Genomic DNA, 12,157 nt, shown 5'->3' on the forward strand with positions numbered 1-12,157 from the left:
CGGGCAGGATCCCAGCGAGAGCCTGAAAGCTCTCTTTGTCATGGCAGTCACAGTTAAGGTTCAGATTACCGTATATCGTACCGTTGTTTTCGGTTACAGGCGCGTGCCTGATCCACCACCATCTGGTTTGTGTCACCTGTGCCTCCTAGGCGATATAGCTTAATAGGACAAGATAGGTCATGATTTCACACAGTTGGACCGCAGTGCCAAGGACATCACCAGTATACCCGCCAACTTGTCGCATTGTTAGCCATGATAAAAACAGAATCATTAGGACATTGGAAACAAGAACACTCAAGATGGACAGCGGGGGGAGAAAAATAAAAAGGAAGAACAAAGTCAGAAGCAGACTGCCATAACTACTTCGTAATTTAGGTTTTGCGGCGGTTGCGGCCATTCCGCTTTTTTTCGCTAGGGGAAGGTGGCTCATTATCAAGGGGGCAAGGCCTCTCCCAATCATATGTGCGGAAATGTAAATAGCAAAGATTTGGGTCAGGATTGCCCATTGATAGTTGTCTGCACCTATTGGGCTTAGTTGTGCAAAAGAGAGCAAACTACCTAACAACAGGGTGCGCATTAGAACAGAGATACCAAGGGCCAGGACACCATAACTCCCAACGCGGCTATCTTTCATGATCTCAAGCTTGCGTTCCGGATCGTGACTGCCGCCGAAGCCATCGGCAACATCGGCCAGACCGTCTTCGTGAAGGGCGCCTGTGATTAAAATACTGGCGACAATTGCCAGAAGGGCACAGACATAAAGCGGAAGCGATAGATAGAAGCTTAAAACCAGAATGGTAGAGCTAAGAAATCCAACCAGAATGCCAATAAGAGGAAAAGACCAGGATGCTTCGGCAAGACTTCGACTTGTCGGGTTGCCTTCGTTATCCATTGGATAGGGCACCGGGATGCGTGTCATAAAGGCAAGAGCAATACGTATATCCTGTTCAAACTGCCTTATCATGTTCAGCCATTGGTGTGGTTTGTCATTCTGTTGAGCTGTCATGTTGCCTTATCCGGTGTATATGCGACAAAGTGAGTGGTTCTGAGGTAAAGACAATGGCTTGTTGCTATGGTATGGCTTTGGCCAGAGCTTTAAAACCGATTAAATCGGGTTATCAACGCACAAAGAAACAAATGCCGCCCCAAAGCGGTTCTGTAAAGGTATTTGATAGCCTGAAGGCATCGCAATCCTGTGTTAAATCAGGGGCAAGGGAGATAATAAACTATGTCAGACGCGGCATCTATTTCGACGCTGGATGAAATTCATGTTCTGCTCAAGGAATTACCGGGGCCAAGCCGAGAGGCAGCAAAAGCCGCTGAGGAAAGGCAGGCACAGCTTACAAAACCCTTGGGAGCTTTAGGGCGCTTAGAAGAACTGGCAATCTGGCTTGCTGCATGGCAGGGAAAAAAGAAGCCACAGGTCGAACGGCCCTTTACCGCTGTTTTTGCTGGAAATCACGGCATTGCAGCAAAGGGGGTTTCTGCCTATCCGACCGAAGTTACCAAGCAAATGGTTGCGAACTTCATCCACGGTGGTGCGGCAGTTAATCAGCTTTGCGGGTTGGCCGATTCCGATCTCCGTGTGTATGAACTCGCCCTTGATGAGCCGACGGCTGATTTTAGCGAACAACCGGCAATGGAAGAAGAAGATTTCGTACGGGCGATCGCTTATGGAATGATGGCGGTTGAAGAAGGGGTTGATGTTTTGGCTGTTGGCGAGATGGGCATTGGTAATACCACGTCAGCTGCTGCGATTTGTCTGGCGCTTTATGGTGGGGATGCTGCTGATTGGGTTGGTCGTGGTACAGGTGTTGATGACGAAACACTTGCTCTGAAAACCAAGCTGATCAATCAGGCGATTGAATTGCATAAGCCAATCTTTACTGATGATCCTTTTCAGATTCTACGCTGTGTTGGTGGGTTTGAACTCGCGGCAATTGTCGGGGCTATTATTGCGGCACGGCTTGCCCGTACACCTGTTGTTTTGGACGGTTATACTTGTACGGCAGCGGCGGCTATTTTGCATGCAATTGATGACAGGCTTCTTGATCACTGTGTTGTCGGGCATCAGTCCGTAGAACCTGGACACCAGTCTCTAATGACAAATATTGGTAAAGAGCCTTTGTTGGATTTCAATATGCGTCTGGGTGAAGGTTCCGGGGCTGTTCTCGCAATACAAATTCTGAAAGCGGCTTGTGCTTGCCATAATGGCATGGCCACATTTGCTGAAGCCGGGGTTAGTGGTCCGGCTTAACTCTGGCCCCGGTTTACTCTGGCCTATGTAAAAACACGAACGATTTTATGGGGGAGTAGCGACGCTATTCCCCCATTTGTAATAAGAGGCCGCGTTTCCGTGCAACGTGATAAGCCCACAAAAAAATCCCGATTGCGATAGAGAAATAGAGGATATTCAAAAGCAGAGAGTGGATAAAGAGGTTAAGCTGAAAACCTTGATTAAAAAGAATAGCGCGCATGCCTTCAAACACCGGCGCTGTTGGTAATGCCCAGGCAAGTGCCTGTAGCCATTCGGGCAAGATGTCTACGGGGTAGTAGACTGCTGAAATTGGTGCAATCAAAAAGATGGTCAACCAAGCCATGGATTCTGCGCCTAGCCCGACCCTGAGAATGAGAGCACAGACTAAAAGACCAATGGTCCATCCCATCATCATCAGGTTGCTGAAAAAAAGTAATAAGGGAAGCCCCAGATCGTAGAGTGAAACCTCGTAAAAAAGGATCGCGAGGAATGTAGCGGGAAGAATGCCGATGAGTGTTCTGATCATACTCATGACCATCAGGGCAGTGAGGAACTCATGGGGACGCAGAGGACTTACGGCCAAATTTCCAATGTTACGGGACCAAAGCTCTTCGAGAAAAGAAAGGCTGAACCCAAGCTGTGCACGAAAGAGAATATCCCACAGAAGTACTGCAGAAACCAAAACCCCTGCAGCTTGAGCGACATAGCTGCTGTTTGTTAACAAAAACTGTGTAATGAAGCCCCAAAGCACAATTTGAATTGATGGCCAGTACATCATTTCAAAAATACGAGGCCAGGAAGCACGCATCAGATAAAGATGCCGCATCATGACCGACTGGATACGGATCAAGGCGGATGGATTATGCCTTATTTTGGGAATAGGGGATGTGGTTTGGGGTGTTTGGCTTGATGAATTTGACATCTTAAATATCCCCGTACTCTAAATCATCATGAGGCGGCTTTCTGGGGATGTTCTCCCCGGGTGTGCCAGTGTCTTTTTGCTTTGGAGCGTTTTTCCGATCACGGGCGATATCAAGAAAGACCTCTTCCAAGTTTGTCCGACTATAACGGTGCAACAGATCTGCAGGTGTACCCTGATCAACAATTTTTCCATATTTCATCATCAGAACGTTGTCACAAATTCGTTCTACCTCTGTCATATTATGAGAGGCTAGCAAGATCGCAGCGCTGGTTCTTTTTTGATATTCTTTTATATAGCTTCTGACCCAGTCAGCAGTGTCTGGATCGAGAGAGGCGGTTGGTTCATCCAACAAGAGAATTTCAGGTTCGTTGATTAGGGCTTTGGCGACTGAAACTCGGGTTTTTTGACCCGCGGATAAGCTTCCCGTTGGACGGTTTAATAACTCGAGAAGGTTAAGTTCTTCGGCCAGATGCATCAAACGTTCACGGGCGTTGATAATGCCGTAGAGCTTGCTGAAAAACATAAGGTTTTGTCGAACGGTCAGCCGTCTGGGCAGATCTACGTAGGGTGATGAAAAGTTCAGGCGGTGCATGACTTTGAAACGGTCTTTGACCATATCTTCACCAAGGACTTGAATCGTCCCTGATGATGGTAGCAGAATGCCAAGAAGCATAGATATTGTTGTGGTTTTTCCTGCGCCGTTCCCACCCAGAAGCGCGACGGTTTCGCCAGGTTTCACCGTAAATGAAATTGATTTGACGGCAAGAACATCATCATAACTTTTGTTGAGGTTCTCGACATGAATAGCGTGCTGGACCATAGGTTTAATATAACATGATTGGGAAAGGGATCTTGTTCTGTTTTGCTATAGAATGATACTTACTAGAATATCACGCTATAAAAATCTTATGAATTGTAACAGTTTCCTAATCTACAACCTAAATTTCTATCGGGAAAGCAAAGATAAGCGAATGGAACAAGGCAGTGAGTAGTGCATTCCGATTGGAGCCCGAAGTAGGGTTACACCCTGAACAAGGCCGGGTCCGTTTGAGGACACTGGTTTTTATCAGGTGGATGGCAATCTGTGGCCAAACAGCTGCGTTGTTGATCGCTCATTTCGGTCTTGGGTTAGAACTTCCTTTGATTGCAGCGTTCTTGGTCGTTCTTACATCTGGTGTTTTGAATGTAGCACAGGTTGCGACGCGCCCGGCATCATCTTGGTTACGTAACAAAGAAGCAACTATGGCATTGGCGTTTGATCTGATTCAGATATCAGTGCTGCTGTCTCTGACAGGGGGGCTGACAAATCCCTTTTCAATCCTGATTTTGGGTCCGGTAACGGTGTCCGCTTCTATTCTTACCAGACGGAGTACAATCTGTTTAGGTATCTTGGCGATTGTCGCGGTGACAGCAGATGTTTTCTTTTATTTACCACTACCTTGGCCTGAAGGTAGCTTTTTCCTTCATTCGCTTTATCTCTATGGCTTGTGGGCTGCGTTGGTTTTTACGGCGATTTTTTTGGCCGTTTATGTTTCTTCCCTAACAGAAGAGGCGCGGTCGATGGGGATGGCTCTTGTGGCATCGCAAATGGCTTTGGCGCGGGAACAAAAATTGTCTGCGTTGGGGGGCTTGGCTGCAGCTGCAGCCCATGAACTGGGTAGTCCTTTGGGAACGATGCTGGTTGTTGCAAAAGAAATGAAAGAAGAATTACCGCCTGATGATATTTATCTGCCGGACGTAGAACTTCTGATTAGTGAGATTCTCAGGTGTCGGGAAATTCTGCAAAATCTTGCTGCTTGGCCGGAAGAAGATGGTGGAGATCCATATAATTTTATACCGGTTCAAACCTTGGTTGAAGCTGCTATTACTCCCTATGAGAAGTTGGATATTAAAACTGTTATACAAGCATCTTCAAGTGAAGGTGATGGTGAGAACTCAAACCCAGAGCACCGATCTGAGCATCCAATGGTAGAACGCAGTCCTGAAATTTTACACTCTCTGGGGCTTTTTGCACAAAACGCTATCCAGTTCGCAAAAGAAAAAGTGGATATAACGCTGGTTTGGGATAAAAGAACAATTTCCCTGACAATACATGATGATGGACCAGGCTTTGACCCACAAGTTCTGGGGCGTTTAGGAGATCCCTTGCTTTCTAATCGAGAACACGCTCAAAAAGCTCAGGCCCCAAAAAATCAAGCCCCAAAAAATCAAGCCCCAAAAAATCAAGAACGCCGTAAGGAAGAGGATGGAGATCATATGGGTTTGGGTGTCTTTATCGCAACAACCTTGCTGTCCCATACGGGGGGGAAGGTGACTTATGCCAATCATGAGGCAGGCGGTGCCGTCGTTGAGATTGTTTGGCCAAGGAACCGTCTGGAAGTTGCGACTCAGCCAGTGTAAGTGACATACTTCTGGATTTTGGTGATCAGCTTGTCGTATGAATATTTTGCAAGACAGACGAGCTTAATACATCTTTGACCACCTGTATCTGGAAGCTTAGAATGGTTAGAGATAACAAAGAATAGAATTAATCTAGGGGTAACAAGTAATGTCAGAGTCGCAAGATGCGGAGAAAAAGAAGCTGCTGATTGTTGATGATGATGAGCGTTTTGCTGAACGCTTGTCGCGAGCGATGGATCGGCGTGGATTTGAGCCTGTTGTTGCCAACTCTGTTGCCGACGGTATCCGATTGGCGCATTCCGAATCCCAAGAATATGCTGTTGTCGATTTAAGACTTCAGGACGGTTCAGGTCTTGATGTTGTAAAGGCCATTCACGAAACATCCAAAGATGCCCGTGTCGTTGTTCTCACGGGCTATGGAAACATCGCAACCGCTGTGGCTGCTGTGAAGGTTGGTGCATTAGATTATCTGCCAAAGCCTGCAGACCCTGACCAGGTCGCTGCAACTCTTCTGCAGTCAAGTGTCGATGGGGATATGCCGCCCCCGCCTGAACTCCCCATGACGGCAGATCGTGTCCGCTGGGAACACATTCAACGGGTTTATGAGCAATGTGATCGTAATGTTTCTGAAACAGCTCGACGTTTGAGGATGCACCGCCGTACGCTACAACGTATTCTGGCAAAGTATGCCCCGCACGCTTAGACGTTTGCTGTAGCGAGAAAATTGCCACGTTAAATTTATCGTTTATTACGTCGGTAAAGGCTCAGGCGTCGTGGTCAGCTTCTGCACGGTGGCGGCCCATAGCGTCGGCAAGATTTTTGGACTCTTCTTTTTTCGATGCGGCCCAGTTTCTGACAAATTTATCGATATAGAAACCTTGCATAAGCTTAATTCCGAGCTCGTGCGAAGTTGCGATGGCATCTTCAGCGCCACAATGGCAGAGAATCATTCTGTTTGGATCAACCTTCTTAACCGTATTTCTGATTTCATCACCACGCGGAGTTGTCAGGAATTTGGTTAAGTCTTGATTCCATTGCAGTTTAATCAAGTCAAAACCCATCGTTCGACGATCAATCATTGGCAAAGAAAGATGGGTTATACCGTCAAGGCAGATTTTGTAGCCGCGCTCTCTTAGAAAATCACGCGCAAAGGTAAAGCTCCCGATATCAGCGAAAACATCCAGAAGCTGAAATTCTATGACAATTGACCGACGAACTGATTCGCCTAGGGTATGATCCAGCTTCAAGAATTCGTCGGATAATGCTGTCGAAATATTGAGATTCAAACTATAGGATCGACTGAGGCTAGAATCATCATTTTGTCGAAGAATGACTAACATTCGCTTATCGAGATAACGCGTTAGGTCCTGAAAAAGCCAACGATTTGACAGTAAGTCGTGGGTTGGTAGTAGCGTCTGTTGAAGCTGATCAATGGAAAAGAAAAGTTCTTTGAATAGGGCTTCAGGTTTTTTATCTTTGTTAACTAAAAAAATGGACTGCCGTTTCATTAGGCTTGATAAATCGGCTTGATTGATTGCCTTTGACACTGCAGCTAGATGCGAAGGCATTAGCGGAATTTTGGGCTTTGCGGGTGGTTTTCCGTGTATTGCTGCTATTGCTTCTGCTTTTTCTCGGCGTAATTGCGTATCAAGATCTTCATTCATCTTAACAGCAAGCGCGATCAGATCAGTATATTCGTGGTCGAGATCAAACCAACTACAGAATTGATCTGTCTGAAGGTCATAGTCACCGGCAAGCATAGGGTCATCGCTAAAAAGATAGCGGAGCCTTAGGATCGTTTCGTCTATTTGGGCAACGGATGCACCAGAAGTAACAACAACCAAATCGTTATTATGTAGCCTGAAAACAGTTCCAGAAAATTTTGCAACCAGATCTTCACAGGCATTTTGTGCAATGCGTAGATGGTGGTCTCGCTGATGATAGGGTCGCAGACGCGATAGATGTACATGAACTGCGCGGCGGTTCTCGGTTTGTTTTCCGATCCGCTTCACATAATCCAAAAAGACCTTTTCTTGACTGAATTGGCCCTCAGGTTGTTTAGTTGAGGTCGAGTTATCCATAAGGGTAGACTACATTACATCCAGATTGCATCAGCTTGTGTAACATTATTAACCTTGAGAGTCTTCAAAGTTCGTTAACCTTACCGGAATGACCTATATTTATGCCTTTTACAATTAAAATATAGTTGTGGAATAAGACTTTCCCTTAAAAAACTTGCTCGTCGTTTGAATTGATTGCAAAAGAGAGGCAAGAAACTTTATGGATACATGGTTCAAATTCGGATGACTGCGGAAACTCTTCCTTCTATTGATTTATTGGATTTAGTTGCACGGGTTGATGACCTTGCTGGTGCTCGTGTGCGTACCGTGGGTGATTTGATGCTCGATCGTTTTATCTATGGCAGTGTCGATCGTATCTCCCCCGAAGGGCCAATTCCGGTTCTAAAGATCAATCGCCAGGTTTCAATGCTGGGCGGATCAGGAAATGTCCTTCGTAATTTGGCCGCGATTGGTGCTTCAACGAATTTTGTTGCGGTTATAGGGGATGATGCGGTTGGACAGGAAGTTAGTGGTCTTGTGCAAAAGGAAATCGGTACAGAACCTCTGAACCTTGTTGTTGAGCCAAAACGTCAGACAACAATTAAAGAACGTTTTGTCGCAAGTAATCAGCAGCTCTTGCGGGCTGACCGAGAGATGGATCGCCCTCTCGCGCATGAGACCTGTGCCCAGATAATAGATCGGGTTCAAGAGAACCTCTCTTCAGTCCCGGTTCTGATTCTGTCAGACTATGACAAAGGGGTTTTGAATCAAAAGACTTTGAGTACGATTATTCGTTCTGCTCTTGAGGCAGGCTGCCAAATAATTGCCGATCCGAAAGGCCGGGATTATAGCATCTATAAAGGCGTGAGCATCGTGACGCCAAATCGTAGAGAGCTACATGAAGCCACTGGCATGTCCGTTGACGGAGATGCAGCCGTTGTCGCGGCCTGTCGTCACTTGATTGAAACCTGCGGGATTAAGGGCGTTCTTGCTACGCGTAGCGAAGAAGGAATGACCTTGGTCACATCAGATGGTGTCGTTGAACACCTTGGGGCAGAGGCACGGGAAGTCTTTGATGTTTCAGGGGCTGGCGACACCGTTGTTGCTGTGCTTGGGGCTGCTCTTGCCGCCGGCTTAAATCTTTTGGAGGCATCGTGCCTCGCGAATGTTGCAGCGGGCATCGTGGTCGGTAAGACAGGCACGGCTGTTGCTTATGGCAGTGAAATCCGACAGGCTTTGTTGGCGAGAAATGGGCATTCGTCCCAAGAGAAAGTTTCTGAGCTTGATGCGGTACTGCACCGTGTCGATCAATGGCGTAAGGCGGGGTATAAAATTGGATTTACCAACGGTAGCTTTGATCTTCTGCATCCCGGCCATATTGCGTCGCTACAGCAATCGAGATCGGCATGCGACCGCCTAATTGTAGGGTTAAACACGGATGCGTCTGTAAAACGCTACAAAGGTGAAAGCCGCCCAATTCAGGATCAGAGTGCACGGGCAACGGTATTGGCAGCTTTGGAAATAGTAGATCAGGTTGTCCTGTTTGACGACGACACGCCTTTGAAGTTGATCGAAGCTATTGTTCCAGATGTCTTGGTCAAAGGTGCTGATTACACCCTGGATCAAGTTGTTGGTGGGGATATCGTGATCCAAAACGGAGGTCAGGTCATTCTCGCGGACCTTAAAGACGGCTTTTCGACAACGAGTACAATCGCAAAAATTGATAAAAGCAAGTCATCGTAAGACGGTTTTTTAATCGGTGTTCACTGGTTGAAATGAGTGCTCTTTAAAGAAGTAATGCTATGCGAAAAAATGTACGAGTGCGGCAATCATTATGGCCGGTGCCAACCAAAAAGCACTGGCAAGTGCATAGGTAATATAGCCTGCAGCTTGCCCTTCTGACTTCAAGCGTTCATATGCTCTTCTTTCACGGCCAAGCAAAAAGATTAGATAGAACCTGTGCTTGCCAAAGGGGATAGATCTTCTGACTTCAACGGGATGTTTAGCATAGCCGCGTGCACCAAACATCTGTTTGATGGCGTGTTTTTGATCATTAGAGAAACTGGCGGCAATATCGGGATCAATACGACTAAAGTAATGCTTGATAAAGGGATCTTCAGAAGAGTCAGTTTTTCTATCTATATCTTTTTCAATGTTCTTGCCCTGTACTTTTTTGTTGGGCGTTCTTTCGTCTAACTCAACCAATGCCATGTCCCCTGTAATGCGCAGGCGCACACTACCCCCAAAAGTTTATCTTGTGAGGGTAGTGTGACTCGATTCATTTGATTAAAAGTTAACGATTTGAATCAGTTAGGGTCTAAAGGTTGATAAAGGTGTCTTTTTCTTTGTCATAGCTAAATAATTCACCAGTCGAAAAGTCAAAATACCAACCATGTAACTGGACTCTTCCATCAGCAACCCGTTCCTCAATGAAGGGGAAAGTCATCAAATTTTCCAATGAGTTAAGAATAGAAGCTTGTTCGACTGCACGCTGTAATTCTTCCCCATCTTTCCCACAACAGCTGACGTTTTCTTTTGCGTCTTTTGCAATTTCGATCCAGTTGGAAATAAATGAGCTGTCATTGGAGTCGTCGAGAATTCCGTCAACAAGGGCTTTGATACCACCGCACATTGCATGGCCCATAATAATGATATTCGGGATGTGCAGTTGCGTTATCGCATACTCAAGAGCGGCTGATGTCCCGTGGTGGCGGTCATCTGCAGCACAAGGGGGGACAAGATTAGCGACATTACGAACCATGAAAAGGTCACCGGGTAAGGTACCAAGTATTGATGAAGGTTCAACACGGGAGTCACAACAACTAATGACCATTGCTTTGGGTGATTGGCCTTTTTCGGCAAGAGACTGCAATAGCACTTCATCTCTGCGATAATCTACTGTGTGATAAGCATGATAGCCTTTGATCAGTGAATTGATTTCGCTCATTTGGCATCCTATATAGTCGTTAATTGTATCCCCAAATGGGGATTCAGTATCCCGTTATCAATATGTTGTAAACATTTTCGCAACTGCTTTACAAATTTTGATGCGCAAAGGAAGGTAAGTGTTTGAAAGTTAAGGTGAGGGATGGTCTTGAGTAATAATCAGAGCAAGAATCGTTGCGGCTGGGTCAGTGATGAAGCCTTGTATCTTGAGTACCATGATAAAGAGTGGGGCGTTCCGGTCACAGATGATCGCGAACTCTTTGAGATGCTTATCCTGGAAGGTGCACAGGCTGGACTGTCTTGGATTACTGTGTTGAGAAAGCGTGAGAATTATAGAAAAGCCTTTGTTGGTTTTGACCCGCAAAAGATTGTCCACTTTAACGGGGATGATGTTGAACGATTGATGCAGGATACGGGCTTGGTTCGCAATCGTTTGAAAATCAATTCGGTTATCAGCAATGCACAAGCCTGGTTGGAAATTATGAAAGAGGGTGAAGGGTCTTTTCGCGACCTGGTCTGGTCGGTTGTTGATAATAAAACCCATGTGAATGCCTGGAAAGACCTGTCACAAGTACCAGCTTCAACAGCTGAATCTGAAAAGCTTTCCAAGTTGTTGAAGAAAAATGGTTTTCGCTTTGTCGGGCCGACAATTTGTTACGCTTTTATGCAGGCGTGCGGCATGGTTAACGACCATACTGTTGACTGCTTTTGTTATAAAAAACACGCACCTAGAACTTAGTGAGCTGTAAAAATGAATTTGAATTTATCTTATATTATCAAACAGATGTCTTTATGTTTTGGCGCTGGTCTGTTGCTTTTTTTCTCGGCTGTCCAGGCGGAAGAGATTGGCGAGGTTGATACCGTTTTTAAATGGTTAGGGCCAAACCATAAAATTGTAATTGAAGCTTTTGATGACCCAAAGGTCGAAGGTGTTGCCTGTCATCTCAGCCGTGCGAAAACGGGGGGCATCTCGGGTGCTGTCGGATTGGCCGAAGATACAACTGATGCATCAATTGCCTGTCGCCAGATTGGGCCTATTAAATTCCGAGAAGAGCTAAAGGATGGCGAAGAAGTTTTCACCAAACGCACATCTCTTGTATTCAAAACCATGCAGGTGGTTCGCTTCTTTGATGAGAAACGTAATGTGCTGATTTATCTCGTCTATAGTGACAGAGTTATCGAGGGTAGCCCGAAGAACTCGCTTACGTCTGTACCGATTATGCCCTGGAATGAAGGGTAAAAATTAGACCTGTACTGATAACGAAAGGGGCTCATAAGAGCCCCTTTCGTTTTAGCCCTTATTGAGCGGTGTCTCAGGTTCAAGACCAGGAAGGTTTTGAACCTGAGCCGGTGATTCCGGCAGGCTTGCCACATGTAAGGTTGACGTCGGGAAGGCAAATGCACTGTTGTTACCTTCGACAATTTCTTTTAATTTTAGGGCGAAATCTTCTTTAATATTCATCCAATCCCCCCAATTTGTTGTCTTGGTAAAGCAATAGATCATGATGTCGATTGATGAGCTGTTGAAAGAATCAACGTTGACCAGGGTCGTGGCGCGGGCATCATCAGTTT

12 protein-coding genes and 1 pseudogene are annotated in these 12,157 nt (G+C 46.0%); 6 read left to right on the top strand and 7 right to left on the bottom strand.

Translation table 11 applies throughout. The annotated features are described in order from the left end of the window. Positions 1–145: 145 nt before the first annotated feature. The gene (gene cobS, locus Q0241_RS21350) at positions 146–1,006 is read right to left on the bottom strand and encodes an adenosylcobinamide-GDP ribazoletransferase (protein WP_299381118.1); all 861 of its coding nucleotides are present in this window, start codon (positions 1,004–1,006) and stop codon (positions 146–148) included. A 222-nt stretch (positions 1,007–1,228) separates the two neighbouring features. On the opposite strand from cobS, the gene cobT reads away from it, so the two are divergent. Further along, positions 1,229–2,257 carry a nicotinate-nucleotide--dimethylbenzimidazole phosphoribosyltransferase gene (cobT, locus tag Q0241_RS21355; protein ID WP_299381120.1) on the top strand — a complete coding sequence of 343 codons (1,029 nt, stop codon included), beginning with the start codon at positions 1,229–1,231 and terminating at the stop codon, positions 2,255–2,257. Between the two features lie 64 nt (positions 2,258–2,321). Here the strand turns inward: cobT and Q0241_RS21360 are convergent, their stop codons facing one another. Both Q0241_RS21360 and Q0241_RS21365 read right to left on the bottom strand, forming a co-directional pair. Beyond that, a complete protein-coding gene (locus tag Q0241_RS21360; protein ID WP_299381122.1) occupies positions 2,322–3,179 on the bottom strand; it encodes an ABC transporter permease in 858 nt (285 codons plus the stop codon). Position 3,180: 1 nt separating this feature from the next. Next, on the bottom strand, positions 3,181–3,999 hold the full coding sequence (locus Q0241_RS21365; RefSeq protein WP_299381124.1) for an ABC transporter ATP-binding protein: 819 nt from the start codon (positions 3,997–3,999) through the stop codon (positions 3,181–3,183). A gap of 164 nt (positions 4,000–4,163) precedes the next feature. Here Q0241_RS21365 and Q0241_RS21370 point away from each other — a divergent pair, with 164 nt between their 5' ends. Next, on the top strand, positions 4,164–5,579 hold the full coding sequence (locus tag Q0241_RS21370) for an ActS/PrrB/RegB family redox-sensitive histidine kinase (protein ID WP_299381126.1): 1,416 nt from the start codon (positions 4,164–4,166) through the stop codon (positions 5,577–5,579). Positions 5,580–5,727: 148 nt separating this feature from the next. Further along, positions 5,728–6,282 (top strand): ActR/PrrA/RegA family redox response regulator transcription factor, encoded by a 555-nt coding sequence (locus tag Q0241_RS21375; protein WP_299381128.1) that lies wholly within the window; start codon positions 5,728–5,730, stop codon positions 6,280–6,282. A 61-nt stretch (positions 6,283–6,343) separates the two neighbouring features. Here Q0241_RS21375 and Q0241_RS21380 read toward each other — a convergent pair whose 3' ends face one another. Further along, positions 6,344–7,660, bottom strand: a complete 1,317-nt coding sequence (locus Q0241_RS21380) for a hypothetical protein (protein WP_299381130.1) — start codon at positions 7,658–7,660, stop codon at positions 6,344–6,346. Between the two features lie 222 nt (positions 7,661–7,882). Here Q0241_RS21380 and rfaE1 point away from each other — a divergent pair, with 222 nt between their 5' ends. Beyond that, positions 7,883–9,382, top strand: a complete 1,500-nt coding sequence (gene rfaE1, locus Q0241_RS21385; protein WP_299381132.1) for a D-glycero-beta-D-manno-heptose-7-phosphate kinase — start codon at positions 7,883–7,885, stop codon at positions 9,380–9,382. A gap of 57 nt (positions 9,383–9,439) precedes the next feature. On the opposite strand, the gene Q0241_RS21390 is transcribed toward rfaE1, so the two are convergent. After that, positions 9,440–9,874 (bottom strand): hypothetical protein, encoded by a 435-nt coding sequence (locus tag Q0241_RS21390; protein WP_299381134.1) that lies wholly within the window; start codon positions 9,872–9,874, stop codon positions 9,440–9,442. A gap of 82 nt (positions 9,875–9,956) precedes the next feature. Beyond that, positions 9,957–10,586 carry a carbonic anhydrase gene (locus tag Q0241_RS21395; RefSeq protein WP_299381136.1) on the bottom strand — a complete coding sequence of 210 codons (630 nt, stop codon included), beginning with the start codon at positions 10,584–10,586 and terminating at the stop codon, positions 9,957–9,959. Between the two features lie 147 nt (positions 10,587–10,733). Here Q0241_RS21395 and Q0241_RS21400 point away from each other — a divergent pair, with 147 nt between their 5' ends. Both Q0241_RS21400 and Q0241_RS21405 read left to right on the top strand, forming a co-directional pair. Next, a complete protein-coding gene (locus Q0241_RS21400) occupies positions 10,734–11,324 on the top strand; it encodes a DNA-3-methyladenine glycosylase I (RefSeq protein WP_299381138.1) in 591 nt (196 codons plus the stop codon). 45 nt (positions 11,325–11,369) lie between these two features. Further along, on the top strand, positions 11,370–11,825 hold the full coding sequence (locus Q0241_RS21405; protein WP_299381141.1) for a CreA family protein: 456 nt from the start codon (positions 11,370–11,372) through the stop codon (positions 11,823–11,825). Positions 11,826–11,876: 51 nt separating this feature from the next. Here Q0241_RS21405 and Q0241_RS21410 read toward each other — a convergent pair. After that, positions 11,877–12,157: pseudogene (locus tag Q0241_RS21410) on the bottom strand (mechanosensitive ion channel domain-containing protein); the annotation flags it as partial.

It is taken from the genome of uncultured Kiloniella sp., assembly GCF_937128705.1.
Lineage (GTDB): Bacteria > Pseudomonadota > Alphaproteobacteria > Kiloniellales > Kiloniellaceae > Kiloniella.